22 protein-coding genes are annotated in these 26,464 nt (G+C 59.3%); 12 read left to right on the top strand and 10 right to left on the bottom strand.

Going from position 1 to position 26,464, the window contains the following annotated elements; translation table 11 throughout:
- Nucleotides 1-123: 123 nt before the first annotated feature.
- Nucleotides 124-984 (top strand): glutamate racemase, encoded by an 861-nt coding sequence (murI, locus tag D1224_RS06605; RefSeq protein WP_233350426.1) that lies wholly within the window; start codon nucleotides 124-126, stop codon nucleotides 982-984.
- A gap of 78 nt (nucleotides 985-1,062) precedes the next feature.
- Nucleotides 1,063-2,157 (top strand): substrate-binding domain-containing protein, encoded by a 1,095-nt coding sequence (locus tag D1224_RS06600; protein WP_119379105.1) that lies wholly within the window; start codon nucleotides 1,063-1,065, stop codon nucleotides 2,155-2,157.
- Here the strand turns inward: D1224_RS06600 and D1224_RS06595 are convergent.
- Together D1224_RS06595 and D1224_RS06590 are read right to left on the bottom strand one after the other, a co-directional pair.
- On the bottom strand, nucleotides 2,154-3,035 hold the full coding sequence (locus D1224_RS06595; protein WP_182482190.1) for a phosphotransferase: 882 nt from the start codon (nucleotides 3,033-3,035) through the stop codon (nucleotides 2,154-2,156). The two genes, D1224_RS06600 and D1224_RS06595, sit on opposite strands and share 4 nt — an antisense overlap.
- Nucleotides 3,032-4,138, bottom strand: coding sequence for a glycosyltransferase family 4 protein (locus D1224_RS06590; RefSeq protein WP_119379103.1), 1,107 nt, complete (start codon nucleotides 4,136-4,138; stop codon nucleotides 3,032-3,034). The genes D1224_RS06595 and D1224_RS06590 overlap by 4 nt, the downstream gene beginning before the upstream one ends.
- Nucleotides 4,139-4,258: 120 nt before the next feature.
- Between D1224_RS06590 and putA the strand changes: the two genes are divergently transcribed.
- Both putA and D1224_RS06580 read left to right on the top strand, forming a co-directional pair.
- Nucleotides 4,259-7,384 (top strand): bifunctional proline dehydrogenase/L-glutamate gamma-semialdehyde dehydrogenase PutA, encoded by a 3,126-nt coding sequence (putA, locus tag D1224_RS06585; protein WP_233350425.1) that lies wholly within the window; start codon nucleotides 4,259-4,261, stop codon nucleotides 7,382-7,384.
- A gap of 34 nt (nucleotides 7,385-7,418) precedes the next feature.
- Complete coding sequence (locus tag D1224_RS06580) at nucleotides 7,419-8,285, top strand: DUF3298 and DUF4163 domain-containing protein (RefSeq protein ID WP_119379101.1); 867 nt, start codon at nucleotides 7,419-7,421, stop codon at nucleotides 8,283-8,285.
- A gap of 6 nt (nucleotides 8,286-8,291) precedes the next feature.
- On the opposite strand, the gene D1224_RS06575 is transcribed toward D1224_RS06580, so the two are convergent.
- Nucleotides 8,292-8,612 carry a hypothetical protein gene (locus tag D1224_RS06575; RefSeq protein ID WP_119379100.1) on the bottom strand — a complete coding sequence of 107 codons (321 nt, stop codon included), beginning with the start codon at nucleotides 8,610-8,612 and terminating at the stop codon, nucleotides 8,292-8,294.
- Nucleotides 8,613-8,657: 45 nt separating this feature from the next.
- Here D1224_RS06575 and D1224_RS06570 point away from each other — a divergent pair, with 45 nt between their 5' ends.
- Both D1224_RS06570 and D1224_RS06565 read left to right on the top strand, forming a co-directional pair.
- Entirely contained in the window at nucleotides 8,658-9,890 is a 1,233-nt protein-coding gene (locus D1224_RS06570) for a serine hydrolase domain-containing protein (RefSeq protein WP_119379099.1), read from the top strand.
- A 343-nt stretch (nucleotides 9,891-10,233) separates the two neighbouring features.
- A complete protein-coding gene (locus D1224_RS06565) occupies nucleotides 10,234-12,108 on the top strand; it encodes a ribonucleoside-diphosphate reductase subunit alpha (RefSeq protein ID WP_119379098.1) in 1,875 nt (624 codons plus the stop codon).
- 228 nt (nucleotides 12,109-12,336) lie between these two features.
- On the opposite strand, the gene D1224_RS06560 is transcribed toward D1224_RS06565, so the two are convergent.
- On the bottom strand, nucleotides 12,337-14,565 hold the full coding sequence (locus D1224_RS06560) for a TonB-dependent receptor (RefSeq protein ID WP_119379097.1): 2,229 nt from the start codon (nucleotides 14,563-14,565) through the stop codon (nucleotides 12,337-12,339).
- Nucleotides 14,566-14,805: 240 nt separating this feature from the next.
- Here D1224_RS06560 and D1224_RS16740 point away from each other — a divergent pair, with 240 nt between their 5' ends.
- The 4 genes from D1224_RS16740 (at nucleotide 14,806) to D1224_RS06545 (ending at nucleotide 18,328) form a co-directional block, all read left to right on the top strand.
- Nucleotides 14,806-14,934: a hypothetical protein gene (locus tag D1224_RS16740; RefSeq protein ID WP_267897078.1), complete on the top strand. Its 129-nt coding sequence runs from the start codon at nucleotides 14,806-14,808 to the stop codon at nucleotides 14,932-14,934.
- 305 nt (nucleotides 14,935-15,239) lie between these two features.
- On the top strand, nucleotides 15,240-16,049 hold the full coding sequence (locus tag D1224_RS06555; RefSeq protein WP_119379096.1) for a lipid A-modifier LpxR family protein: 810 nt from the start codon (nucleotides 15,240-15,242) through the stop codon (nucleotides 16,047-16,049).
- 95 nt (nucleotides 16,050-16,144) lie between these two features.
- The gene (locus D1224_RS06550) at nucleotides 16,145-17,161 is read left to right on the top strand and encodes a lipid A deacylase LpxR family protein (RefSeq protein WP_119379095.1); all 1,017 of its coding nucleotides are present in this window, start codon (nucleotides 16,145-16,147) and stop codon (nucleotides 17,159-17,161) included.
- Nucleotides 17,162-17,302: 141 nt separating this feature from the next.
- Complete coding sequence (locus D1224_RS06545; protein ID WP_119379094.1) at nucleotides 17,303-18,328, top strand: ribonucleotide-diphosphate reductase subunit beta; 1,026 nt, start codon at nucleotides 17,303-17,305, stop codon at nucleotides 18,326-18,328.
- A gap of 109 nt (nucleotides 18,329-18,437) precedes the next feature.
- On the opposite strand, the gene D1224_RS06540 is transcribed toward D1224_RS06545, so the two are convergent.
- From D1224_RS06540 to D1224_RS06515, 6 genes are all read right to left on the bottom strand, one after another.
- The gene (locus D1224_RS06540; protein ID WP_119379093.1) at nucleotides 18,438-19,127 is read right to left on the bottom strand and encodes a DUF4167 domain-containing protein; all 690 of its coding nucleotides are present in this window, start codon (nucleotides 19,125-19,127) and stop codon (nucleotides 18,438-18,440) included.
- Nucleotides 19,128-19,306: 179 nt separating this feature from the next.
- The gene (gene prmC, locus D1224_RS06535) at nucleotides 19,307-20,161 is read right to left on the bottom strand and encodes a peptide chain release factor N(5)-glutamine methyltransferase (RefSeq protein ID WP_119379092.1); all 855 of its coding nucleotides are present in this window, start codon (nucleotides 20,159-20,161) and stop codon (nucleotides 19,307-19,309) included.
- Nucleotides 20,154-21,230, bottom strand: a complete 1,077-nt coding sequence (prfA, locus tag D1224_RS06530) for a peptide chain release factor 1 (RefSeq protein ID WP_119379091.1) — start codon at nucleotides 21,228-21,230, stop codon at nucleotides 20,154-20,156. The genes prmC and prfA overlap by 8 nt, the downstream gene beginning before the upstream one ends.
- 76 nt (nucleotides 21,231-21,306) lie before the next feature.
- Complete coding sequence (locus D1224_RS06525) at nucleotides 21,307-21,738, bottom strand: MAPEG family protein (RefSeq protein ID WP_119379090.1); 432 nt, start codon at nucleotides 21,736-21,738, stop codon at nucleotides 21,307-21,309.
- An 18-nt stretch (nucleotides 21,739-21,756) separates the two neighbouring features.
- Complete coding sequence (locus D1224_RS06520; RefSeq protein ID WP_119379089.1) at nucleotides 21,757-23,088, bottom strand: alpha/beta hydrolase family protein; 1,332 nt, start codon at nucleotides 23,086-23,088, stop codon at nucleotides 21,757-21,759.
- A gap of 82 nt (nucleotides 23,089-23,170) precedes the next feature.
- Nucleotides 23,171-24,067 (bottom strand): LytR/AlgR family response regulator transcription factor, encoded by an 897-nt coding sequence (locus D1224_RS06515; protein WP_119379088.1) that lies wholly within the window; start codon nucleotides 24,065-24,067, stop codon nucleotides 23,171-23,173.
- Between the two features lie 127 nt (nucleotides 24,068-24,194).
- Between D1224_RS06515 and D1224_RS06510 the strand changes: the two genes are divergently transcribed.
- On the top strand, nucleotides 24,195-25,469 hold the full coding sequence (locus D1224_RS06510; protein WP_119379087.1) for an acyltransferase family protein: 1,275 nt from the start codon (nucleotides 24,195-24,197) through the stop codon (nucleotides 25,467-25,469).
- A 152-nt stretch (nucleotides 25,470-25,621) separates the two neighbouring features.
- Complete coding sequence (locus tag D1224_RS06505) at nucleotides 25,622-26,455, top strand: hypothetical protein (protein WP_147372342.1); 834 nt, start codon at nucleotides 25,622-25,624, stop codon at nucleotides 26,453-26,455.
- Nucleotides 26,456-26,464: the final 9 nt, after the last annotated feature.

The raw sequence follows: 26,464 nt of genomic DNA, 5'->3' as shown, positions 1-26,464 counted from the left end.
GCAACATACGTGGGTTTTCATCTTTTTTCAAGCGACTGGTTCTAACACCGCAATACCCTGCTTTTATGCCCGGATGTTCACGCAGGCGCTGGAGCGCGATAAGGAAGGTCGACGGGAGACAGGATGACGAATTCAGACGACCCCATGACGCAGCAGATGTTGGACGCGCAGGGGCGGGTGCTCGTTTTCGATTCTGGTATGGGCGGGCTCACCGTGGCGCGCGAAATCAGGCAGATCGCCCCCGCGCTGCAGGTTGATTACGCCGCTGACACCGGATTCTTCCCTTATGGCGACAAGAGCGATGAGGCTTTGAGGGCGCGCTTGCCGGAGGTCGCAGCGGCCCTTGTCCGCGAAGCGCGACCGGATGTGTTCGTGATCGCCTGCAATACGGCCAGCACGCTTGCGCTGGATGACGTAAGAGCGCGCCTCGATATACCGGTGGTCGGCACCGTGCCGGCGATCAAGCCCGCTGCATCATTGACCCGTACAGGCGTGATCGGGCTGCTTGCGACGCCAGGCACAATACGGCGCGCCTATACCGCCAGGCTGATTGAGGAATTTGCAGGCGACGTCACAGTTATCCTTCATGGCAGCGTCGATCTTGTTCGTTTGGCGGAAGCTTTCGCGGCGGACGAAGCATACGACGCGCGAGGCTTTGCTGCCGCGCTTGCGCCAATTTTCGATGCCAGGGATGGCGACACCGTCGACACAATTGTGCTGGCCTGCACCCATTTCCCGCTCGTGCGCGCGCAGCTAGCAGCGGCGGCGCCTGTCGGTGTGACATTCATCGATTCAGGCGCTGCAATCGCGCGTCAGACCCTGCGGGTCCTTGGAAATACAGCACTGGCCGAGCGGGCTGAAAAAGCAGGCGGCCGGCTGTTCATCACAGATGAAGGCAGTGATCATGCCCGGCTTGTAAAAGTATGTGCGCGCTTTGGATTTGAACGCGTCGGTCCGCCCGTACTGCTAACAGCAGAAAGATAACAGCAGCAGGCATGTGGCTGTCACAAAAGCCATATAAACGGTAGCCGACGAGACTATCGCAAACTTTAGGACTGCCCCATGCGTACGATCTTCCTGGCCCTGTCCGCAGCCTTGCTTGCAAGCGCCTGTGCGCCCAAGACCGACCTGTCTGAAATCGATGCCAGCTCTGGCGAGCTACAGGTCTTCGCGGCTTCGCCCGATGAAAAAATCCGGATCGTTGGATCATCAACGGTCTCGCCATTCTCGACCACGGTCGCAGAGCAGTTCGGTGCGGTTTCGGAATTTCCTACGCCAATCGTTGAAACAACAGGCACGGGCGGCGGCTTCCAGGCCTTCTGTCAGGGCATCGGTCCGAAAGAGCCCTCGATCAGCAATGCTTCTCGCCCGGTAAAGGCGTCGGAGCTTGCGCTTTGTGAGCGCCAGGGCGTTACCGAGATTGTTGAGGTCAAGATCGGCTATGACGGGATCGTCCTCGCGAACGCAAAAGGTTCGCCGACGATGGATATCACAAAGGAAGAGATTTACCGCGCGCTGGCTGAGGAATTGCCGGACGGGAATGGTGGCTGGCAGGACAATCCGAACGAGACCTGGCAGGATGTGGCAGATCACTTGCCCGACATGCCGATCCTCGTTTCCGGTCCACCGCCAACTTCAGGTACGCGCGATGCGTTCGCCGAACTTGCCATGGAGGGCGGCGCTGAAGAAGTGCCAGAGGTTGCTGCACTCAAGGAAAGCAATCGTGACGAATTCGGGCGGCGTGCAACGACGATCCGCATGGATGGGAAATGGATCGACTCCGGCGAGAATGACACGGCGATTGTCCAGACCCTGATGAAAAACCCCGACAGTATCGGAATCATGGGCTTTTCTTTCCTCGAACAGAACCTCGACCGTCTCAAAGGCGCGAGCATTGGAGGGCTTGAGCCAAGCTTTGAAAATATTGCGAGCGGCGATTATGGCATCTCACGTTCCATGTTCTTCTATGTGAAGAAGCAGAATGTGAACCTGGTACCAGGCCTTACTGATTTCATTTCCGAGTTTACGCAGGAAGATGCCTGGGGGCCGACAGGCTACCTCGTCGAGAAGGGCCTGATCCCGCTTCAGGAAGCCGAACGCACAGCCGTGCGCGAGAAGGCGCTCGAACTCCAGACAATGGACGCCGCAGAGAGCTAGACGCTGAATGAAAGGTCATCGAGCAGTTTACGGCTGCGCTTTTCTATCGGTGTTTTCGTCCCGCGATAAAAGGCGTAGGCGATAACGCTGGTCGAAAGCGCCCAGCCGCGGGCGCGTCGCCACACCGATTCGGTGATGCCGGAGGCTTTCCAGAAGGTGTCCTGAGCTGCGCCCTCAAAAAGGGTGAAGCCTGCCATATAGTCGGAAGCCGGGTCGCCGAGCCCCGACAGGCCCCAGTCTATGACGCCGGAAAGCGCGCCGTCCTTGATCAGCAGATTGGCGGCATGTAGGTCGCCATGTATCCAGGTCCTGTCCTGTTCGGGGCACGCGGAGGTGTCGAGCGCCGCTTTCCAGATGGCGGCGAGCGCAATGGCATCAAAGTCTTCGGCTACATCAGTAATGGCGCCCCGTGTCGGCTCATCACGTTGAGCCAGAGCGCAACCGCGCCAGTGATTGTCGATATTCGGTTCGGCGGCAAAGTCACGCCTCTGGCCCTGCAGGTCGAGCAGGAAGAGGGCAAGACGTCTGGCATCTGTTTCCGTCAGTACGTGGCCGCTCGCCTCTGCGCTTTCGCCCTCCAGCCAGCTACAAACCAGCCAGGGCCATTCTTCGGGTGCGTCCGTAAGTCCGTTGGCGACAAGCTTCGGTGTCTCCAGCGGTAGATCCTTGAGACTGCGCATCGCAACAGGTTCGCGGTAGGCGAGTGAAGGAATTGCTTCATGGCGGCGCGCTACACGGAGCGCGTGGCCGTCGCCAACCCGGTAAATGGAATTATCGGTGCCACCACTACGAATACGCGAATAGGTTTTATCGGCGAGATCCGGCACGGACTCGCCCACAATGCGTTTCAGCGTGTCTATGTCAGGCGGCGTACTCACCCGGCTTTTGCGTCTGGTGGAAATTTCTTCTTGCGCCGGCGAAGCCTGATCTTCTGCCAGAAGCGCTTCCGCTCAGGCACTGGAAGCGGGTCGAGATTTTCGATGAAAGCCTCTGCGCAGGCGCGCCAGCTATAGCCTTCGGCATAAGTGCGCGTAGCCTGCCGGTCGAGATCAAGGCAGGCATTGCAGGCCTTTCCAAGATCTTCATTGATGATTCCGGCGTTTGAACCCGGTATGATGTCACGCGGTCCGGGGGCGTTGTAGGCAGCAACAGGCGTACCCGAGGCCATGGCCTCGAGGATGACGAGGCCGAACGTGTCAGTGAGGCTTGGAAAGCAGAAGACATCGGCGCTTGCGAAACAGGTGGCAAGCTCTTCGTTGAACCGTGCGCCGAGGAATTTCACTTCCGGATAGCGGCGCTTCAGTTCCTGGAGTTGTGGTCCTTCACCTACGATGACCTTGGTGCCGGGAAGGTCCAGTTCTGCAAAAGCCTCGATATTCTTTTCAACGGCGACGCGCCCGACATTGAGGAAGATCGGACGAGGCAGGCCCTCAAACGGGTCACCGGGCTGGCCCTCTTGGATGCGCCGCGAGGGGTGGAAAAGGTCGACGTCAACGCCGCGTGTCCAGGATACGACATTGTTGAAGCCGTGTTCCTCAAGCTCTTCGCGCATGGACGGCGTCGCCACCATGACCTTGCCGGAGTATTTGTGAAACCAGCGCACATAGCTGTAGCCCCAGGAAGTCGGCACTGGGAAACGGGCCGACACATATTCCGGAAAGCGGGTATGATATGAGGTTGAGAAGGGGTGCTTCTCCCTCAGGCACATGGCGCGGCCAGCAAGGCCGAGTGTGCCTTCGGTTGCGATATGGACCGCGTCCGGCTGAAAGCTTTCGAAGCGTTCGAAAACTTTGTTGCGCGCGAAAAGCGCGAGCTGGATTTCGCTATAGGTTGGCAGCGGCATGGTCAGAAAGTCATCGGCCGGCGAGACCACTTCCCATTCGTGGCCCATTTCCTCGCATTCAGCGATGACACGTTTCATGGTCCGGACGACGCCATTCACCTGTGGTTCCCAGGCGTCTGTGATAAGCATGATGCGCATCGATACTCCTTGCCGCACGGCTGCGTGGTCCCACTTTTAGAGACATGCAGTCCGGCGTAAACCCGCCTTGCGGTTTGCGATAGGATGATCGTGCAGGACCGGCCGACGACGGAGTACACTATGCCCGATACGCTGACGCCCATGACCAAGAACTGGGACGCGCTCGACAAGACGAAATTCGCCGATGAGGAAGCGCTGGTCGCTGACATCCTTAAATCGCTACCGCTGGATGAACGCGCGCGCACCGCTGCGGTTCGCCGCGGCCGCGAACTTGTTCGGATCGCCCGTGCCGCCGGTCGTCCAAAAGGCATGATGGAAAGTTTCCTCGAGGAGTTCGGGCTTTCCAACTCTGAAGGCCTCGCGCTGATGTGTCTTGCCGAAGCGCTCCTTCGCGTTCCGGATGCCGGTACGCGCGACGATCTCATCGCTGAGAAAATCCGCTCTGGTGACTGGGGCGCACATTCAGGCCAGTCAGACAGCTGGCTGGTCAATGCCTCGACATGGGGGTTGATGCTGACCGGACGCGTCATTGGCGCGCCAAGTGATGCGAAGCGCGGCCCCTCTACTTTCGTATCAAATCTCGTGCGCGAAAGCGGCGAGCCGGTCATCCGCGCCGCCATGATGCAAGCCATGCGGATCATGGGCGAGCAGTTCGTGCTCGGCCGTACCATCGATGAAGCGCTCAAGCGTGGGCGCAAGAAGGTGAAAGCCGGGGAAGCGGCGAATTTCAGCTTCGACATGTTGGGCGAAGGCGCGCGCACATATGACGATGCCGAGCGCTATTTCCAGTCCTACCGGGAAGCCATCAAGGCGGTGGGGTCAGATGGCGACGCGTCCCTTTCGCCAGAAGACAAGAATGGCATTTCGGTGAAGCTCTCCGCGCTCCATCCGCGCTATGAAGCGGTGAACGAGGTCCGCGTACATGCCGAGCTGTATCCGCGCCTGCTCGCCCTCTGCGAGGATGCGGCCAAGGCAAATATCAATCTCTGTCTGGACGCTGAGGAAGCCGACCGGCTTGTAATCTCGCTTCAGCTGCTGGAGCGGCTCATGCGTGAGCCTTCCCTGAAGGGCTGGAGCGGGCTTGGTCTTGCTGTCCAAGCCTATCAGAAGCGCGCGCAGGAAGTCATCCAGCGTCTGTCTGAACTTGCTGGAGAGACCGGCATGCGGCTCATGGTGCGTCTGGTGAAGGGCGCCTATTGGGACACCGAAATCAAGCATGCCCATGAAGACGGCATGGTGAACTTTCCCGTGTTCACGACGAAGCATGGCACCGACATCAACTACCTCGCCTGCGCGCACGCGCTGCTGCAGGCGAGCCCGCGCATCTATGCCCAATTTGCCACGCACAATGCGCATTCGCTGGCCACCATCCTGATGATGGCGGAGTCAGAAGGCGTGACGAATTACGAGTTCCAGCGCCTGCATGGCATGGGTGAGCCGCTCTATGGCGCGGCCGAAAAAGGCGACAAGGTTCGCGTCTATGCGCCAGTTGGCGCGCACAAGGACCTGTTGCCCTATCTCGTGCGCCGCCTTCTGGAAAACGGCGCGAATACTAGCTTCGTCCACTCCTTTCTCGACCCGGACGTGGATGTCGAAAAAGTTGTCGATGACCCGATTGCCAAGGTCGAGGCTGGTCCGCGTCGTCATCCGCGCATTCCGACGCCGCCGCGTCTCTATGGCCCGATGCGAAAAAACTCCATCGGTGTGGACCTCTCGCAGGCGAGCGAGCGCAAGGTTCTGGAAGACCATGTCGACCAGCTGCGTGGAGGCAAGGCGCTGGTCGCGGGGCCGATCATATCTGGCAAGGTGCTGAGCGAGGGCGGCGCGGAAGTGGTCGCACCGTCCGATACATCACGCCGTCTCGGCACGGTGCGCGAAGCGTCTGACGCAGATGTCGATGCCGCGCTTGATGCGGCAACCGCCTTCCAGCCTGAATGGGACGCGCTTGGCGGAGCGAGGCGGGCCAGGATCCTCTCTGATATGGGCGATGCGCTCGAGGCCAATATGGACCGGCTTGTCGCGCTGATGGCTGAAGAGGCTGGCAAGACGTTTGGTGACGGCATCGCAGAAGTGCGCGAGGCTGTCGACTTTTGCCGCTATTACGCGGTGCAGGCTGAAGAGAAGTTCGAAGGCCGCACACGCCTGCCGGGACCGGCGGGTGAGACCAACCATATCTCGCTGCATGGCCGCGGCGTGTTTGCCTGTATCTCGCCATGGAATTTCCCGCTGGCGATCTTCACGGGCCAGATCACGGCTGCGCTGGGTGCAGGCAATACGGTGGTCGCCAAACCTGCAGAGCAGGCACCGATCATCGCTTTCGAGGCTGTGCGCATCTTCCAGAAGGCAGGGCTTCCGGTTGGTGCACTTCACCTTGTTCCAGGGCGCGGTGAGACCGTGGGCGCAAAACTCACCAAAGACCTTCGTGTCAGCGGCGTCTGTTTTACGGGCGGTACCGATACCGCGCGCCTGATCAACAAGACACTGGCAGACAGGCAAGGACCCATCATTCCGCTAATTGCCGAGACGGGCGGTCTGAATGGCATGTTTGTCGACACAACGGCCCTTCGTGAGCAGGTGATTGACGATGTCCTGGGGTCGGCCTTCGGGTCTGCGGGGCAGCGGTGTTCCGCCCTGCGGCTCCTCTTCCTGCCTGATGCGACGGCGGATTTCATTTTGGAGGGTCTCAAGGGCGCAATGGATGAGTTGAAGATTGGTGACCCGGGGCGCGCCGATACCGATGTCGGACCAGTCATCGATAGCGAAGCCCGTGAGATGCTGCAGGCCTATATGGCGCGCATGGAGACAGAGGCGTCTGTCATCAAGACGCTGGACACGCCGGAAGGCGGACACTTTTTCGGCCCATCGATTATCGAGCTGAATTCGCTCGACCAGATCGAGAAAGAGACCTTCGGGCCGGTGCTCCATATCGTGCGCTACAAACCTGACAATATCGCTGAAGTCGGAGCGGCGCTGGAGGCTAAAGGCTACGGTCTGACGCTTGGTGTTCACTCGCGCCTTGAAAGCTTTGCGGCCAAGGTCCGCGCCGCTGTCAAGGCGGGCAACACCTATATCAACCGCTCGATGACTGGCGCAGTGGTGGGTGTGCAGCCTTTCGGCGGCGAGGGTCTTTCCGGCACCGGGCCCAAGGCAGGCGGCCCACACTATATGCTGCGCTTCGCAAGCGAGCGCGTGGTTACGGTGGATATCACGGCCCAGGGTGGTGATCCGGAATTGTTGAGCCTATAACCCTCCGATTCCGTTTCGTTTGGGGGCGAGGCCCATGAAGCAGACCAGCGTGTTCCTGATGGGTGCCATTTTCCTCGTGGCATGCGGCGCAGAGCGGGCAGATCAGTCTGAGAACGTTCGCGTCTCACAGCTACCGCGTCCTGAGCAGCCTTCTAGCAACGGGTTCGCTGATCCGAACGGTGGCATCGCCATCGTCAGCGGGACCGAAGCGGCCTCCATCGATATCCGGCTTCCGGCGCGCATAGACGAGATTGATCCGGAACTGGCAGCTTTGATCCGTCAGCGTGCGGCTGATGGCCAGGAAGCCTTCCTGGCGGCCGCGCAGAATGACCGTGCTGATGCAGAGAATGAAGGCTACGCATTCCGGCCCCACTCGCTGACCGTCAGCTGGGATGAAGTTGGCCCCCGTGAAGGAACGCTCCGATCCTTCCTCGGCTCCTATGCAGCCTATGCCGGCGGCGCTCACCCCAACTTCCAGTTCGATGTGCTGAACTGGGATGAGGGCCTTGGCGAGGAAATCAGCTTCGAGGATCTTTTTGAGGATGACGAGGCAGCCCGATCCATCATGGGGGATGCGTTGCAGGCGGCCCTGATCGCCGCAAAGCGCGAGCGTATGAATGATCAAAGCCTTAGCGACGAGCAGCTGATGGATAGCTGGCTGCGGGCGGCGTTCGACAATAATGAGGCGATCTTCGAGAACTTCACCATTGCGCGCGGGATGGACAGTGAAGCACCAGCCGGGCTCATCTATCATTTTCAGCCTTACACGGTCGGTGCCTATGCCGAAGGGCCGTATGAGATTGCAGTGTCCGCTTCGGTCTTCGTCGATGAGCTCGCGCCGAGATATGGTGACCTGTTCGATACTGACGCGGAGGTCCTGGAGAGCGCGCCCGCGCCCTGAGCGGTTTTACTGCTCCTGTTCAACCAGCGAACATCCAAGACCTTTCTCATGGACAGCAGTGGCGCTGACCACGCCGCCGAGCACTGTTGCCCGTATGGCGTTGTCCTGTTCGCTAAAGCTGACGGCACTTACATCTTCGGTGAAATCGGCAAGGCAGCTATCCATCGGCCGTTCAGCGACGAAGCGGCAGGAGCAGACCATCTTGGCGCCGTAAGGCGTCGCGACACGGGCAAGATCGATCTGGTCCTTGATCATGAATTGCCAGGCGAGAAGTGCTGCAACGCCCAACATGATCACGATGACGATTGCGGCTTTGACGAGTTTCATGCTCTGCCTCTAGATGTGCTGTGACAATCGTTACGGAGCGCGTCGATGTTGTTCAAGTCTCTCCTCATCGCAGCCGCCTGCGCTGTCGGCTTGCAGGCCAGTGCGCAGGGCCTCGTCCCGCTGCCGCCGCAGCCTGACGGCGTTGCCTGGCCCACTGAAAGCTGGCCCGAGGGCGAGGTGCCTGCCGGGATCGATGAAGAGCTTTCGCTTCTTGTCCGCGATGCGATGGCGACGAGCGTAACAGAGCCGATGGGCCAGACGCGCGCGATCATCATTATCCATGAGGGACGTCTGATCTCCGAGTCCTATGCCGACGGGTTCGGGCCGGACACGAAACAGGTTTCATGGTCAATGGCGAAATCGATCACTTCGGCGCTCGTTGGCCGGGCGGTCGAAATCGGCCTGATCGAAGATATCGACTATGTGATGCCGACCCCATTTCCAGAGGGCGACCCGCGCGGTGAGATCACTTGGCGCCAATGGCTGACGATGACCGATGGGCTCGATTATCTCGAAATCGGCTCAACAGGACTTGCCGACAATGATGTCGTCCAGATGATGTACGGTCCCGGCCGTTTCGACGTGGCACAACATATAGTGGACGAGTTCGAGCTGGCGCACGACCCTGGCGCGGTGTGGAATTACTCGACGGCGGGGTTTCATCTTATCTCTTGGGCACTTCAGAAGCTCCACGAAGACACACTTCATTGCAGTCATCTCCCACACGGCGAGTGCGCTGAAGCGATGGGACTGTACGAGCGGAAAGCGTGGGCTCGCGATCTCCATGCCTATTTACTCTTCGACCAAATAGGCATGGACGCGCAGCCCGAATTCGATGCAGCCGGCACCTTCCTTGGTGGCTCGCTCGTCTGGGCCTCTGCGCGCGATTTTGCGAAGTTCGGTTATCTCTATTTGCGTGATGGCGTCTGGGAGGGTGAGCGGCTGTTGCCTGAAGGCTGGGTGGACTTCTCCCGCCGCAACCCTGTGTCCACCAAGGTTAATGTCTATGGCGCAGGGTGGTGGCTCGGCGCAGACCCTGCGCCCGAGCCAGCGGGGCAGGCGGCGACAACGCCGCCTTTCGATGCGTTCTCGGCGCAGGGCCATGAAGGCCAGACCATCTGGATCGTCCCCTCAAAAGATCTGGTCATCGTCAGGCTCGGCCTGATGCCGAATGGTGGCGACAATTGGCCGAGGCTTTATGAGTGGAATCAGTCGGTAGCCCGGCTCTTTCCGGACGTGCCCAACCAGGAGGTCTCATCGGCAGAGGGCGAGGGGTGATTCGAGGAAAGATCGCCTGCATATTGAAAGGTGTTTATCGTCTTGCGGAAAAGAGTTTCAGGCGGTGCGCGTTTGAGCGCCAAAGCCTTAGATCTTTCCGCATCCGAAATGAAATTTCCTGCAATTTGTTTATCGCTTTTAGTGACGGGCGTTGCGGGCAGGAATCCCACCGAAGACGGCGAGAATTCCACGGCAACCGTCGTAAATTCGGCAGAGTCCCCATTGACCAAGCCTTAACCTTGGGAACACTATATCTAGTATTGGGACGGGGTAGAGGCACCGCATATGGCGCTTCTGGGGCCAAATCCCTATATTTGACGGGCCGATTGAGAGGAAAGACACCATGTCTGCGAGCACTGTTGCGACCAAAACATCCGCCGCGCTTCGCCGGGGCAAGCCGAAGGGCCAGACACCGCGTCCGGATCTCAAGGTCGTTAACGATATCGAGATCACGATCGACGAGTCGCGCGATGCGCTACTGACCGAGTTCGGCAAGAAGACGCTCGAAGACCGCTACCTCCTCACCGGAGAAAGCTATCAGGAGATGTTCGCCCGCGTCGCGAAAGCCTTCGCTGACGACCAGGATCACGCCCAGCGTATCTATGACTACATGTCACGCCTCTGGTTCATGCCAGCGACGCCTGTCCTCTCCAATGGCGGCGCTGATCGCGGCCTTCCAATTTCCTGCTTCCTCAACCAGGTCGGCGACTCGCTCGACGATATCGTCGAGACCTGGACCGAGAATGTCTGGCTCGCTTCGAATGGCGGCGGTATCGGTACCTATTGGGGGCATGTCCGCTCCATCGGGGAGAAAGTCGGCCAGAACGGGCAGACTTCCGGCATCATTCCTTTCATCCGTGTGATGGACAGCCTGACGCTCGCGATCAGCCAGGGCTCGCTGCGCCGCGGCTCGGCAGCCTGCTATCTTGATGTACACCACCCGGAAATCGAAGAATTCCTGGAAATCCGCAAAGCGTCGGGTGACTTCAACCGCAAGTCCCTCAACCTGCACCATGGCATCAACATCACTGATGAGTTCATGGAGGCGGTCCGCAAGGATGAAGAGTTCGGCCTGCGTTCGCCGAAGTCCGGCGAAGTGCTACGCACCGTGAATGCGCGCAAGATCTGGCAGAAGATCCTTGAGCTGCGCATCCAGACCGGTGAGCCATACCTTCTCTTCACCGACACGGTGAACAATGCGATGCCGGCGCACCAGCGCAAGCTCGGCCTCAAGGTTCACCAGTCGAACCTCTGCTCGGAAATCACCCTTCCGACGGGCGTCGACCAGAACGGCGAAGACCGCACGGCTGTCTGCTGCTTGTCTTCGGTCAATGCCGAGAAGTTCCTCGAATGGTCCAAGGACGAGAACTTCTTGGAAGACATCTTCCGCTTCCTTGACAATGTGCTGGAAGACTTCATCCAGCGTGCGCCGAACGAGATGGCCCGCGCCGTCTATTCGGCCAAGCGTGAGCGCTCTGTCGGCCTCGGCCTGATGGGCTTCCACTCCTTCCTGCAGACGATGAACGTGCCGATTGAAAGCGCGATGTCGAAAGTCTGGAACGAGAAGATGTTCAAGCACATCCGCGCTGGCGCAGATCAGGCATCGGTCAAGCTCGCCAAGGAACGTGGGCCGTGTGAAGACGCGCGTGAAGCAGGCATGATGGCCCGCTTCAGCCACAAGATGGCAGTTGCGCCGACCGCATCGATCTCGATCATCTGCGGTGGCACGTCTGCTGGCATCGAGCCGATCCCGGCAAACGTCTACACGCACAAAACGCTGTCAGGCTCTTTCACTGTGAAGAACCAGCAATTGGAGCGCGTGCTTGAGCAAAAAGGCGCCAATACCGAGGAGACGTGGAATTCGATCCTCGAGAATGAGGGTTCCGTACAGCATCTCGATTGTCTCGACGAGCATGAGAAGGGCGTGTTCAAGACGGCATTTGAGCTCGACCAGCGCTGGATCATCGAGCTGGCCGCAGACCGCACCCCATATATCTGCCAGAGCCAGTCGCTTAACGTCTTCCTGCCTGCCGACATCAACAAGTGGGACCTCCACATGCTGCACTGGACGGCATGGGAGAAGGGCCTGAAGTCGCTCTATTACTGCCGCTCCAAATCGGTCCAGCGCGCTGGCTTTGCAGGCTCCGCTGACAAGGAGAAGGCGACCGGCATGGATGTGCCCAACACCGACTATGACGAATGTCTCGCCTGCCAGTAGGCACCGCACTCGTCGCCATCTGACAGGATGAAGAAAACCCCGGCTCAGCGATGAGCCGGGGTTTTTGTTTGCCTGAATTGTACCCGCTGAGCGCTCGTGCTTCGATGCCTGCCTCCGCAGGCACATGCGTTGCTCAGCATAAGCGCTGTTGCTGCAGCAGAAATTTAACGCCCTCATCCTGCGCGAAGTCGAAGGACGAGGGCGTTGGGGTTGCCTCGAACCGCCGGCCTAGAACACGATCCTTACACCGCCGCGGAAGTTGCGGCCGGGCGCTGGGACGGTGTCCTTCAGCACGGAGGTGGCGTAGCGGACCTCTTCATCGGTGACGTTGCGCGCCTCGAGGAAGAATTCGGTGCCTTCACGGCCTACGCCAAGCTCCGCCAGCGATAGCGCCGCGCGCAGGTCGAGCGTCGTATACCCATCCGTCTGTAGCTCGCCGACGCCAGTGTCGTCCTGATCGGCTGCAACGGTCACGCTTGCCCCGGCTTTCCAGAGGCCCCAATCGCCATCAAGCGAGGCGTTGAAGGTTGTAGGCGGGAGCAGCGGTACGTTACCGCCATCGTCGATGTCGGAGCTGACAAAGTCGACGTTGGCTTCAGCGCGCCAGTCTGCACCGAGCGGGCCGTCAGAGAGGACGTAGTCGACATAGACTTCGCCGCCCGTGAAGCTCGTGTCTTCCTGGACGAAAAGGTAAACAGGCAACTCATCGATCTCGCCGACGAGATCACCATCTTCGTCCAGCGTCAGGCCCGGGGTCAGGTAGATGAAGCCATCAAACTCGGTGTGGAACAGGTTTGCGCCGAAGCCAAAGCCTGTGTCGCCGCGCCAGCGGACCGTGCCCTCAAGGTTCAGGCCGCGTTCCTTCTCCAGCGTGTTGTCGCCGACTTCATACTGCTCGGTCGCAAGGTGGGCGCCGTCAGCGAAAAGTTCGCTTTCATTTGGCGCGCGCTCGGTCAGGCTGATCTGGCCACCGACGAACCAGCCATTCTCCCAGTGCTGGTGCGCGCCGAACGATCCGGAGAAGAGGTCATATTCGCGTGCGCCCCCCACGATATTCTTCAGCTCGGTCGAGTCATAGCGTAGTCCACCTTCGACACCGAAGCCGTTGGCCCATTCCCTCGTCTGATAGAGGAACACGCCAGACGACATGGTGTCGGTCTTGGTGATGAAAGCTTCGTCACCGAATGCGTCCAGTGACTTGTCTAGGATCTGAACGCCAACAGCGCCTTCCCAGTCACCAAAACCGGTTCCGAGTTCGACGCGGCCTTCAGCGCCGTCGCTTTCATATTTGGTGCCCGGCTCTCCCGGCGCTTCGAACTCTGTATGCTCATAGTCAGCGATCGAGATGTTGCCAGCGATGCGGGTGAACGGACCGACATTCAGGTCGGCACCAGCGCGGAAATCATACCGGGTCTGCTCGAGGTCGATGAACGGGTTCTCTTCGCCTTCCTCGTGCTCCTCGTCATGATCTTCATCATGATCATCGCCCTCTTCATGATCATGCTCGTCTTCGTGATCATGCTCATGTGCGTGGCTATGACCGGGCAGGCCGTAGAAGGACGTCTGACGACGAACGGCGATACCTGCAAAGGCGCCATCACCGACCCAGGAAAGACCCCCTGCAAAGGATTCAGTCTCTACGAAGGAGTTTTCCAGCGTATCGCGAACTTCCTCGTCTTCGTGCTCCTCGTGATCATGCTCATCATGATCTTCCTCCTCGTCATGCTCGTCCTCATCGTGGTGATCGTCGCCTTCAAGCGCTTCCAGGGCGCGCAGGCGTGAGGATTCGGCAAAGCCGGGAATATCGTAATTGTCGAAGTCGCGTGCGGAAGCAGACAGAGACAGCACGAACGGCCCAGTGGTGAAACGGCCCTTGATGGCGCTTTCCTGGCCTTCATTGACGCTGTTATAGGCGCCATAGGCTTCGCCGGAGACAGGCTCTTCAGGAAGGTACTCAACGATAAGGCCGTCGATGACGTTTACGACGCCGCCAATCGCCTGGCCGCCATAGGCCAGCGCAGCAGGGCCGCGCAGGATTTCAATCTTCTCCGCATCGATACCGTCGCCTGCGACCTGGTGGTCAGGCGACGCGGCGGAGGCGTCGATCACGCCAATGCCATTGGTCAGGACGAGAACGCGTTCCGCGCCCAGTCCGCGAAGGACGGGACGGCTGGCGGCCTGGCCGAAATGGGTGGTCGAGACGCCCGGTTCGCTATCGAGCGTATTGCCGAGCGAGGCCTGAAGGCGTTCGACGATCTCGCCTCGAGTAACGGCGCTGGCATTTCCGATCATCTCATCGGTTTCGCGCTGCGGGCCGACACCGGAGACGATGACGGTGGAGAGACGTTCCGTGCTCTCGTTGGCGGGTGCGCTATCTACGTTCTGGGCGATTGCAAGCGGGCTGGCGCCCACGAGCAGGGTTGCCGCAAGCGTGCGGCGGAAAATTCTGGAAGTCATGGCTGGGTATTCCCCTCAATCAACAGGTAGGTCGCCCACGTCCGGTCTCGATGCCGGTATGATCAGGCGGCGTCAGTACTACTGATTGGGGGTAGGGGGACTTCGTGGTGGTGGTGCTCGGCCAGGGGGGCGCGACCATGGTCTGTAATCAGAGGCAGGCCCATCAGTCAGTTCGACCCCGCGCGGCGGCGTTGGTAGCGTCGGCGTGGTCGGAAGCGCGGCGATCTGCGGTGCGACGACATGCTCAAGATCGCATGTCAGGCCGTAATGTTCATGCGGTTCGTCGCCATGAGCCGCCGCATCATGGAGCGCCGCGCCCTGAACCCAGAGGAGGAGGGCGACAAGCAAGGCCTTTATGGCGAAAGATGAGCGGGGCGTTGTCACAGTCGTTACCATGTAACAAAAACGCGTTGGCGCTCAATAGTCTTTGTGCGATGGCGTCTTTTCTGAGAGCCGTGTCCGACCAATTACACACTCGTCTGCGAGAATATGTTAACCAAACGTATCGGTAGATCCTAGAAAATTCGCATTTTGTGGAACAACAATTCAATGGAGGAATTGTAAGGATTCGTTGATACTGCAATCGGAATACCCCTGTGACAGCACGATTGTCTGTGCTACAAGAGGGGCGAAACGTCGTAACCCTATGGTTTAGGGTTGGCTGGAGTGGACGAATGTTATTGGTTTTGGCCTCAATGATCGCCGCAGGCTGTCAGGGATGTTCCCCGGCGCAAGCCTCCGCTGCTGCGACTGTCAGGGGTGCCGCTACTGAGGTTGATTACCGGCTCGTCGAGACAACGGACGAACAGACGGACGCCACAATCCGCGCCGCTTCGAACTTTTCTTTCAGCCAGGCGCAAACCTCGGCGACCTCTGAAATTGCAATCGCACCCGTGCTTGGCATCCGCCGGACGCGTCCGATTGGCGTTGATGCAAGCCGTCCGCCTAGTGTGAACAGCCTGCGGATTTCGAACTCTGCTGGCGTCGTCGGTTATCAAGGCCGCCGAAGTGCCGAGAATCTGACCCGGCCCGTGCGGCAGGTCAGTGATTTCGACGCGGAGGTCGCGATCTCTGCTCCGATGGAGCGCACGGGTCTTGGTTTTGATGTGGGCGTTGTGCCGCGGATCAGTCTTAGCCGGGATGGCGATTTCGAACAGCGCAGCGTCGGCGGCGAAATCCGTATCGGTCAGAATTTCGACCAGCGTGGCGAGAATATAGCGCCCGATAGCTGGTATCTGTTTGCAGGTGCTGACGGCGAAGCGCTGGTATATGAGCCCGACGGCGATCGCAATTTCACCAATCGCATGGCCCTTCGTGACCAGGTTACCGTCGGTGACATGCAGGCCGGCGTGTCCTTCACGCGCGGCAACGGTCAGCTCTCCCTGAGCTATATTCACCGCGAGGTGGAGTATAACGAGCGCGGCCTTCAGGGCCAGCGCGCCGCAGAAGACTTTGCTGGTGTGAGCTTTACCCTCCGCCGTTAGGCTTCAAGCGCAGTCGTTTCCAGAATTTAAGCTGACGAGACGGGACGAGCTGCGCTATTGGCGCGGCGACTACTGGCTATCTGGTCCTGTCTTGAATGCGCGCTGCGTTGCTACTTCTTTCGATTGTCGTCTTTTGCGCGCTGCGACCGGCAGAGGCAGAGGTGCGCGATGACGCGCAGCCCGATACATCAGGTGCACGCGGCGTGTGGTCGCTCACGTCCGAGAATGATCTCTTCGGCGGTACAGACCGCGACTATACCAACGGGATCCGCTTAGAACGCGTGTCCCCAGAGGACAGGGTGCTGCCCATCCTAGACTGGGCAGCTAGCCGAGTGCCGGTGCTCGACCTCCGCAGGCGCAAGCTGCGCCAGGGCCTCGCGGTCTCGCACGCGATCTTTACGCCAAGCGATATATCCATATCGGAACCCGACCCCGATGACCGTCCCTATGCCGGCTGGCTGTACGTTTCAGGCACCGTGGTGGCCAGTGACGACAATATCCAGGACGTCCTTCAGCTGAACCTCGGCGTTGTCGGACCTGCAGCGCTCGGCAAGTTCGTCCAGACCAATTGGCATGACCTTATCGAAGAGGACAAACCAAGGGGTTGGGATTACCAGCTTCGAAATGAGCCGGGGTTCGAACTCATTGTCCAGCGCATGGCTCTGTATGAAGGCTCCCGCCTGCCACTCGGGCTCGAGACCGATTACGGTCTTCACGCAGGCGGTGCGCTTGGAAATGTGCGCACCTATGCGGCCACCGGCCTGACCGGGCGAATCGGATGGGACCTCGGTTCGGATTTCGGACCGCCACGCATCCGCCCGGCGCTTGCGGGGGCCGGTACGTTTTCGCCCCAACAGAGCTTCGGTGCCTACCTGTTTGCCGGGGTTGAAGGACGTTTCGTGTTGCGGGACATGTTTCTTGACGGGAATGCGTGGCGTGACAGCCCGCGCGTATCAGACCGCAACAAACTGGTCGCCGATGCTCAGGCCGGCGCGGCTATTCACGTTGAAAATGTGCAGTTCGCCTTCACCTATGTGCACAGAACTGAAGAATTTCGGCGCCAGGCTGGCCCGCAAAGGTTTGGTGCAGTCTCAATTTCCGTTGCCTATTAAGGCGTTACGAGGTCGGCGCGGCAATTGTCCACAGTTTGCCATTCGCTGTGGAAAATCACCGGCCCCTCAGGTATATATCTTGCGAGAGAATGCGTGATTTGGCACTATATATAGTGTTGCAGGATATTAAGGGGCAGACCTATGGCAGACGGCATCATTCAGATTCCAGGGCTTCTTACGCCGAGCAAGGCCTACAAGCCTTTCCGGTACCCATGGGCGTATGACTTCTGGAAAATCCAGCAACAGGTTCACTGGCTGCCGGAAGAGGTTCCGCTGGGCGAGGACTGTAAGGACTGGACCAACAAGCTCACCGATAAAGAGCGTAATCTGCTGACACAGATCTTCCGCTTTTTCACGCAGTCGGATGTCGAAGTCGGCGCCAACTACATGGAAAACTACATGCCGCTCTTCAAACCGGTTGAAGTGCGCATGATGCTCGCCTCCTTCTCGAACATGGAAACGGTGCATATCGCTGCCTATGCACTCCTGCTCGAGACGATTGGTATGCCGGATTCTGAATTCGGCGCCTTCATGGAATACGAGCAGATGGCGGCCAAGCATGATTATCTCGGCCAGTTCGGTTGTGAGACCGAGAAGGACATCCTGACCTCGATGGCGGTGTTTGGCGGCTTCACCGAAGGTCTGCAGCTGTTCGCTTCCTTTGCCATGCTGATGAACTTCCCCCGCTTCAACAAGATGAAGGGCATGGGGCAGATCGTGTCCTGGTCGGTGCGCGACGAGTCGCTGCACTGCGAAGGCATGATGAAGATGTTTCACACCTTCGCCGAAGAGACCGGCGCCCTGACGAAATCGGTCAAGGACGATATTGCTGATTGCTGTCAGACGGTTGTGAAGCTCGAAGACAAGTTCATCGATCTCGCTTTCGAAGCCGGTGAAGTGCAGGGCATGACCCCACAGGACATCAAGAATTATATCCGCTACATCGCCGACTGGCGCATGGGCCAGCTGAAGCTTGACCCGATCTACGGTGTTGAGAAGCACCCGATCCCGTGGCTCACGGAAATTCTTAATGGCGTTGAGCATGCGAACTTCTTCGAAGCGCGCGCCACTGAATATTCCAAGGGCGCCACGAAGGGTGACTGGCATGGCGACGATGGTGTCTGGTCCATGTTCGACAAGCAGCGCAGCAAGGTTCTGGCCGGCTAACGCGGCTCACTGATCTCCGCGCAAAAAAGAACCGCCACCCTCAGGGTGGCGGTTTTTTCATGGGCGGAAAGCTGGTTTGAGGACCGGCGATCCTTGGAATGTCAGCGCCTTATTCGGCAGCGTTTGCCGGTCGCGTGTCTTTTTCTTCTTCGTCGGCATCATCGCCGCGACCGCGCGAAAGGGTAGACATGACACCAGACGTGTCATCGCTCGCTTCAGCTTTCTTGCGGTAAGTGCGGCGCTTCGGCTTTGCGGGTGCCGCTTCTTCAGATGCGGAAGCCTCCTCGCCCTTGTCGGAATCGATGACCTTCATCGGGTCGTCCTCAGACGATTTCGGCTTGCGGCCCCGGCGCGGCTTCTTCGGCTCGCTGTTTTCGCTCTTGTTTTCGTCCTGACGATTGTCGCTATCATCCTGCTGGTCGTTGTCCGACCTGCGGTTCTGATTGCGATTGGAGCGCTGGTCATCCTGACGGTCAGACCCTTGCTCATTGCGATGATCAGACGAGTTGTCATTGTCGTCATTATCATCGGAATCGTTATCGTCGTTGCGGCTGCGCTGCTTGGTGTCTTTCTGGAAGCTCGCCACGATGCGCGCATAGTGTTCAGCGTGCTGGTAGTGAGCTTCGGCCTTCACGCGGTCGCCAGCCGTCATCGCATCGCGGGCGTACTGCTGGTACTTGTCCAGAATCTGCTGGGCAGACCCACGGATTTTCACGTCCGGGCCGGTGCTCTCATAATGCCGGTTCGGATTATTGTTATTGCCACCTGAACGGCGGCCGCGTCCGCGCTTGCGTTGCATACGCTAAATTCCTGATCCCGTTATGTCCGTTGTCCAGACCCTGTGCGCTGCATCCCGGATTGGGTATTCTCGGTGATGTCTTGCTTGCTCGTGACAGGGCTGAGTGTTCATCATCAGCCGCCTGCCCGACACAAGCCTTAGCGCGCATTTGGTGCTTCGCCAAGCCCCCGAACTGTCTATCAGAGGCGGGCGGAGACGACCCGGTCGCGCTGACCTGTGTCTGTCGCTACTGAAATGGACGAAAAACCGGCCGTTTCAAGTAGGAAGCGCACCTGGTCTGCCTGATCGAAGCCGATCTCGAACACGATCCACGCGCCCGCCTTCATACCCTTGGCCGCGAGCGCAATGATCTCACGATAGGCATCGAGACCGCTCGTCCCACCGTCGAGGGCGCTATGTGGCTCAAAGGCCCGGACACTGTTATCGAGGGTGTCGATAACCTCGCTGCGAATATAGGGTGGATTGGAAATGATGAGGTCAGCTTCACCCCATCCATCCCAGTCCCGCCAGCCGATAGGGCGCATGTCTGCCCGGTCGCCGAGGCCATGCGCATCGACATTGCGCTGCGCAACATCAATAGCGGCGCTTGAAAGGTCGATGCCGACGCCTGTCAGACGTGGCTCCTGTTTGAGCAGAGCGATCAGCAGGCAGCCTGTGCCGGTTCCGAGATCGGCAACCCTCGAGACCCGGCCAAGCGGCAGGCGAGCCAGCGCTTCGTCGACGGCGATTTCGCTATCCGGGCGTGGAATTAGAGTATCGGGTGAACAGGCGAACTGAAGTCCATAGAACCACGCCTCGCCTGTGAGGTATTCATACGGCTCACCAAGTGACCTGCGTTCGATGAGGTCAAAGAAGGCCTCGGTCTCAACCTTGGGCATCAGGTCGGTTTCACGGTTGATGAGGTCGGTCGCGCTGAAGCTACAGACATGTTGCATCAGATGACGCGCTTCGCGTGCCGGTCTGTCGATGCCCGCAGACTTCAGCCGCGTGGACGCAATGCCGAGCTGCTCCTTGTAGGTGCGCACTTCATGCATTCTCGTCCATCGCGGCAAGCTTGCGGGCCTGATCCTCAGCGATGAGCGAAGTAATCACCTCTTCCAGCTTGTCTCCGGCAATGATCTTGTCGAGCGCGTAGAGAGTCAGGTTGATCCGGTGGTCGGAGACGCGGTTTTCCGGAAAGTTGTAGGTCCGCACTTTCTGAGAACGGTCGCCGGAGCCGATCTGGTCCTTGCGGGCCTCGGCGCGCGCAGAGTCTTTCTCTTCGCGTTCACGCTCATAGAGGCGGATCTTAAGCTGCTCCATCGCCTTATCACGGTTCACGTGCTGGGATTTCTCAGAGCTTGTGGTGACGATGCCGGTCGGAAGGTGGGTGATGCGAACGGCGGAGTCGGTCGTGTTGACGTGCTGGCCACCTGCACCGGAAGAGCGCATCGTATCGATACGGATATCTTCCTGGCGCACCTCAATCTCGATGTTTTCAGGGGCTGGCAGAACAGCAACGGTCGCGGCCGATGTATGGATGCGGCCACCGCTCTCAGTTTCCGGCACGCGCTGGACGCGGTGAACGCCGCTTTCCCATTTCAGCCTGCCGAAAACGCCATCGCCAGAAATGGTCGCGATGATTTCCTTGTAGCCGCCCACATCACCTTCGGAAATTGAGATAACCTCCACCTTCCAGCCCTGGAGCTGGGCGTAACGCGAATACATGCGGAAAAGGTCGCCAGCGAACAGGGCTGCCTCGTCACCGCCCGTGCCGGCACGCACTTCGAGTACGATGTCAGCCTTGTCGTCGACATCCTTCGGGATGAGGAGAAGCTGGACCTCTTTTTCCAGCGCGGGCAGACGTTCCTTGATCTCATAGAACTCATCTGCCGCGAGCTCTGCCATGTCCTTGTCTGCGCCATTCATCATGGCTTCGGCGTCTTTCAGCTCAGCGCGAAGGTCGAGCAGGAGCTTTGCCTGGTCAGCAACGGGTTTCAGGTCAGCGTGTTCTTTGGACAGGGCGACGATCTCGTCGCTATCTGTTGTCGCGCCCATGCGGGCTTCGACTTCGTCGAACCTGTCGACAACCTGCTCAAGTCGGGTGTTCGGGATAGATGCCATAGTCCCGCATCTATCCCTTATTGCGGAGCGGGGGAAGCACCTTGCGCCGCTTCCCCGCACCTGGCGTCCCGCGCGCCTAGAGGAACAGGCGCAACACTTCTTTGGCGGCCATGACGATGAGCACCAGCGTGCTTAGCGCGAAGACCAGGAAGCGCTGGGCGACCTGTGAAGACAGGACCTGGATGAAGGAGTGGAGCACCCGCAGGATTACATAGGCCCAGGCAAGATACATGAAGATATTATCGGCCCCGCCGGTCAGCGCGGCGAAGAAGACCAGTGCGTAGAAGATGGTCGGCTGTTCGTGCAGATGATTGTAATTGTCTGCAATCGAACGGACACTTGCCGGGATTTTGGCATTGTAACCGGCGTCTGGATGGCGCGCCTCATTCGGATCGATTCCGGCCTTCTGGAAGGCAGGGATGCGCGTCAGGTACATCCAGATGAACATGATGAGCGTCCAGACGACCAGCGCCAGGACGGGAAGCAGATCTTCAGTTTGAAATGGCATGGGTGCCCTCCCTCATAATTATTGTGAGGTGAGGCTATCCCCATTTGCGGTATCTGGCACCCGATTCCCTTGGGGCATGGCGGCATCCAGCATATCGAGAAAGGTGCTGATGTCGCGCTGCGTGATCGCATGTCCGCCTGGACGCAGATAATAGCTCAAGGCCGCCTCCGGATTGTAATCGCGCATACCGTCCTGATCGAGGCCCTGCGTCCCATAGAGTTCGTAAACCGGGTCCGCGGCTTCGGCCATGCGATAGGTCGAGTTGGGATCGGACCAGACATCGCGGCGCCCATTCCCCAGCAGCATCGGGGTGGGCGCGACAAGCGCGATGAACTGATGCTGGTCGACCGGCAGGTCTTCTGTATGGCTGGCATAGTCGGCGAACGCCGGTGCAAACCAGTGCGGATAGCCCTCCATGCTGAGGACGCCCAGCGCGCGCGCGCCATCCACCATGCGTTCGACCGTCTCGCCTGTCTCAGACCTCGACGAGGCCGCGCCGCCAAAGCCGGACTGGTGAGAAACCACGGCCGAGATCCGCCTGTCGTAGACCGCCGCGACCATGGCAGATTTTGCGTGGCGCGAATGTCCCATGACGGCGACCGCGTCTGCATTGATCGCTGGATCGCCCTCGAGCGCGTCGATGATGGCAGAGAAGCCATACCCCCAGCCAGCCAGCGTACCGGTTGGAGCAGCGACACCGTCGCCGGCCATGGCGTCCATGACCGCTTGCGCTTCACCCTGCCGGTCCGGGATGAACTCACCGGCCTGCCATGTCGCATAGCCATAGCCACGGTCGAAATACTGTTCGATTGGCACCAGCGCGATAAATTCCCCGAAGATCGCCTCGACAAAGCCGGGGACGGTTTCATGATCGGCGCAGTCGCCGCCGCCCGGTGCGGTCAGGGTCGCTCCCGGAAATGCGCCGCAATTGCTGGAAAAGGTCTGGCTGATAATCAGCGGTACAGGTGTTTCGCTCTCCGGCAGGGCAAGCGCGACATGAAACCGGCGTGCACCGTCATCCGAGCCGACTTCAATGACGAGTTCTTCGAGCGAGCCACGGCCGCCAGCGAAACCGTCATCAATCATGGTCCGGCTCACCAGCCTCACCGCCTGTCCTTCTGGCCAGGGCCCATAGACGAAGGTCTCAAACGTTTCGATCAGCGCGTTGCGCCCGTCCTCCCATTCGGAGAGAGCGGTCGCCGTAATCTCAGGCCGAGCATCCGGCTTGCTGTCGACCTCAAGGCTCGCATAGTTGAGGCCCAGCATGGTGCAATTGGTCATCAGGACCAGAAGGACGGCCCCGACGACAAGGCGCAGGGTCCAGCTTAGCCCCTTGAAGATCAGAGCCATGTATTCCTCCAGCCTTTTAGAAGCTTTAGCAGGTGCTGACACGCCGTGGAACTCCCACGCCTGTCAGCTGTCCACGCGGGTACTATTTTGCCGGACTGAACGCATCCCGATAGCGCCGCGAACCGGGTACGGTTTCACCGGTCTCCAGTGTCAGCGTAACATCGCCTTCGCCCGTCGGTGTGATTTCGGAGACCTTGTCCAGATTGACAACATGTGAGCGATGGACCCGCACATGCCTGCCGCCAGCAGCCTGGAGAAGTTTCTCCAGCTCGCTGAGTGTCGAGCGGGCAAGATAGGTCCGTCCGGGTGTGACCACCTCTACATAATTGGAGGCGGCGCGCGCCCAGACCACATCGCCTGCGTCGACGAAATAGGTGCGGCCGCCCGACTTCAGCGTGACCCGATGGCGTTCGCTTGCTTCGCGCCGCGCGGCCCTGGCTTCAAGGCCGCGCTGCTCTGCCAGCCGGTTCATCGCAAAAATCGCCGCGATAAGCGAATAAGAGAGGGCGTCTTTGCGAAATTCGTAAAGCCACATTGATGGGTCGCTGAGGCCGAAATCATATGGCACGCCAAATATGAGCGGCGTCAAAAGTTTCCGAAGTGCCACCATGGCGAGGACATGGACCAATGAGAAAACCACGACGCCTGCAATGTGAACCGGCAGGTTACGGCGCCAGGCGGAAAGCGGAAACCGGCTGAGCATGAAGGTGATGAACGGTGTCATGACGAGTATCACGAGGTGTGATGTCGCCTGCGACAGCCAGGGCAGGTTGGGGTTCTCCGAGCCCGCACGGGTCAGGTCATGCTGGTCCGAGAGGGACAGAACGATATAGGAGGCGAACAGGAAGCAGACAAAATAGAGATATGTGCGCCGGTCAGCCCGGCGGTCAGCCTCGATTTCGGGGTGGCGGGTTGGCTTGTCCATCATGTTCGTCTGCCACAGGCGCGGCCCGCCGCGAACCCTGCCTATGCGCCTCATCCCATCACACCGCCGCTCGTCCCAGCTTCGCGCAATTCGTCCCCGCGGCCCGTGATTCGCGTCACCGTGGCCGCTTCGTCAGCAAGGCTCTGCCATGCTCCCTTCAAAGCCCGGAAGGAGACGAGACATGCAGCATCTTGAGACACGGCGATACGATCTGGACTGGTTGAGGGTGATCGCCTTTCTGTTGCTCATTTTCTATCATATCGGCATGTTTTACGTGCCTTGGGACTGGCATGTGAAAAGCGTGCATTCCGGTGAGGGTGCAGAACCATTGATGCTGCTGCTGAACCCCTGGCGGTTGTCGCTCCTCTTCTTTATTTCCGGTCTGGCCCTGCACTTTCTTTACATGAAGCTGGGTGCCGGGCGGCTCGCACGGGACCGCGTGCTGCGGATGGGGCTGCCAATACTGGCAGGTATCGTCCTGATCGTTGCGCCGCAAAGCTGGCTGGAGCTTGTCGAGAAGGGAGAATTCGACGGAGGCTTTCTGGCTTTCTACCCGCATTACATTGAGCCAGACTCCAACTTCTCGATCATCACGCCGACCTGGAACCATCTCTGGTACATCGTCTATTTGCTGGCCTACTCGCTACTGCTGGCGCCTGTGGCAGGCCTAATCACGAGGTGGATGCAGGGAACTGGTGCGACGCTGACAGCAAAGCTGTTTGCTGGACGCTCGGGGGTCCTTGCCGTGCTCTTCCTGCCAGCATTTCCGCACATGATCTTCCGGCTTGCGCTCGACCCATATTTTCCAACCACGCACAATCTCGTGGAGGACTGGGCCAATCACGCCCATAGCCTGACCATGCTGCTCACCGGATTTCTGCTCGCACGTGATGCCGCATTCTGGAGTGCGGTACGCCGCGCCACGGTGCCCGCCATCTTACTGGTCATGATGCTTGGCGCAGGACTGTCCCTGTTGTGGGCGAACTGGGAAGAGCTGTCTCTGGATGCCTCCTGGCAGCTTGCGATCTGGCCGGCCCGCATGTTCCGCCTCCTCTACGCCTGGATAGCCATTCTGTCCCTATTGGGGCTCGCACAACGATACCTCAACAGGCCGGGGCCCCTCCTTCGCTATCTGACGGAAGCGGTCTTCCCCTGGTACATCCTTCACCAGACCCTGATTGTCATGGCTGGCTTCTGGCTGACGCGCCAGTCGCTCGGCGTCTGGAGTGAATTTGGCGCGCTGGTGCTGCTTACGATCGGGGGGTGTGCCCTGCTGCATGAGTTCGTGATCCGGCGGACCGGGGTGTTGAGACCATTCTTCGGGCTCAAGCCCAGGCCACCGCTTGCAACCCACCCCGATGGTCGCCCCGGCGGCGAGACGCGAACGGATCAGGACAAAAACGCTTACGATGCCGAGGTCGGGGCTGACTCGAATCCGCAGGGGTGCTCCGGATGAAGCTACCCATAAAGCCGTCACAGCGCTGGTCGAGCAATCGACCTGCGAACGTCTGGAGCGCGCAGACCAGCAATTAGCCTGGATCAGGTCGCCGACCGCGCTTGCGAAGATGTGTGCCTCGGGGATATCTTTCCGCGAGAGGGGACACTGTGATGAAAACCATGATTAAATTCGTACTTGCCAGTCTCGTCGGACTGTTGGCGATTGCGCTTCCGGCGCAGGCGCAGGGCACCTGTCTCAAGGGGCGGGAACTCGTGAACACGCTGGTCAGTGCGGCTAACGCCATTCCGGGCGATCCCAACAAGACCAAGGCCTATGCGATCATATACTGGAAGCGCGCGACTTATGAGATCTACGAGGACGTGAACCTACTTGGTGTCATCAAGGGCTGCAGCTATCCGAAAGGAAATTGCGGTCTTCCGGATGACCTGTCCGGCACGCGCTTTGAGCAATTGGTGGATTATCAAGACGCTGTGTATGCGTTCAGAAATGGAAGAGCCACTTCGGAGCCGCGTGTTCCGATAAGCGCGCCATTCCCTGATGACAGTATGCTTCGATGGGCTGAAGGCGTGCTCGGCTGCACCACATCCGAACCCGCACCAGCTGTTCAGCAGCAAGCGGCGCCAGACCCGAAATGGGTGGGCTATGATGCCGCGCGTCAGGCGGGCGGCGATCAGTTTTACCAGTGGTGGCGCAAGAACTTTGAAATGCGGCGGACCGCAGATGCGTTCGAGCTCTGCCGCAAATTCGGCTCGTCCAGCTATGAATGCGGCCTCGTGGCTGAATGGACCTATCTGAATTCAGGGCGCAATCCCTATACAGGCGGCACCACCCAGACCTTCAATGGGACCTATTCAGATCAGGATCGCGGCTACAATGCAGGCTATGAGGGCACCGTTCCCAAGCCGACCTATCGTCCGCCATCGTCAAATGAGCCACGCTGCTACGATCAGGGCAACGGCACGGAGAAGTGCTTCTACGACTAAAGCTGTGGC

The sequence above is a fragment of the Henriciella barbarensis genome (assembly GCF_003576345.1).
Lineage (GTDB): Bacteria > Pseudomonadota > Alphaproteobacteria > Caulobacterales > Hyphomonadaceae > Henriciella > Henriciella barbarensis.
This window is presented reverse-complemented; position numbering and strand designations above follow the sequence as displayed.

Coding starts and splice junctions, on each gene's coding strand:
- murI (WP_233350426.1), top strand. CDS start 124: ATGACGAATTCAGACGACCCCATGACGCAGCAGATGTTGGACGCGCAG.
- D1224_RS06600 (WP_119379105.1), top strand. CDS start 1,063: ATGCGTACGATCTTCCTGGCCCTGTCCGCAGCCTTGCTTGCAAGCGCC.
- D1224_RS06590 (WP_119379103.1), bottom strand. CDS start 4,138: ATGCGCATCATGCTTATCACAGACGCCTGGGAACCACAGGTGAATGGC.
- putA (WP_233350425.1), top strand. CDS start 4,259: ATGCCCGATACGCTGACGCCCATGACCAAGAACTGGGACGCGCTCGAC.
- D1224_RS06580 (WP_119379101.1), top strand. CDS start 7,419: ATGAAGCAGACCAGCGTGTTCCTGATGGGTGCCATTTTCCTCGTGGCA.
- D1224_RS06575 (WP_119379100.1), bottom strand. CDS start 8,612: ATGAAACTCGTCAAAGCCGCAATCGTCATCGTGATCATGTTGGGCGTT.
- D1224_RS06570 (WP_119379099.1), top strand. CDS start 8,658: ATGTTGTTCAAGTCTCTCCTCATCGCAGCCGCCTGCGCTGTCGGCTTG.
- D1224_RS06565 (WP_119379098.1), top strand. CDS start 10,234: ATGTCTGCGAGCACTGTTGCGACCAAAACATCCGCCGCGCTTCGCCGG.
- D1224_RS06560 (WP_119379097.1), bottom strand. CDS start 14,565: ATGACTTCCAGAATTTTCCGCCGCACGCTTGCGGCAACCCTGCTCGTG.
- D1224_RS16740 (WP_267897078.1), top strand. CDS start 14,806: ATGCTCAAGATCGCATGTCAGGCCGTAATGTTCATGCGGTTCGTCGCC.
- D1224_RS06555 (WP_119379096.1), top strand. CDS start 15,240: ATGTTATTGGTTTTGGCCTCAATGATCGCCGCAGGCTGTCAGGGATGT.
- D1224_RS06550 (WP_119379095.1), top strand. CDS start 16,145: ATGCGCGCTGCGTTGCTACTTCTTTCGATTGTCGTCTTTTGCGCGCTG.
- D1224_RS06545 (WP_119379094.1), top strand. CDS start 17,303: ATGGCAGACGGCATCATTCAGATTCCAGGGCTTCTTACGCCGAGCAAG.
- D1224_RS06540 (WP_119379093.1), bottom strand. CDS start 19,127: ATGCAACGCAAGCGCGGACGCGGCCGCCGTTCAGGTGGCAATAACAAT.
- prmC (WP_119379092.1), bottom strand. CDS start 20,161: ATGCATGAAGTGCGCACCTACAAGGAGCAGCTCGGCATTGCGTCCACG.
- prfA (WP_119379091.1), bottom strand. CDS start 21,230: ATGGCATCTATCCCGAACACCCGACTTGAGCAGGTTGTCGACAGGTTC.
- D1224_RS06525 (WP_119379090.1), bottom strand. CDS start 21,738: ATGCCATTTCAAACTGAAGATCTGCTTCCCGTCCTGGCGCTGGTCGTC.
- D1224_RS06520 (WP_119379089.1), bottom strand. CDS start 23,088: ATGGCTCTGATCTTCAAGGGGCTAAGCTGGACCCTGCGCCTTGTCGTC.
- D1224_RS06515 (WP_119379088.1), bottom strand. CDS start 24,067: ATGAGGCGCATAGGCAGGGTTCGCGGCGGGCCGCGCCTGTGGCAGACG.
- D1224_RS06510 (WP_119379087.1), top strand. CDS start 24,195: ATGCAGCATCTTGAGACACGGCGATACGATCTGGACTGGTTGAGGGTG.
- D1224_RS06505 (WP_147372342.1), top strand. CDS start 25,622: ATGAAAACCATGATTAAATTCGTACTTGCCAGTCTCGTCGGACTGTTG.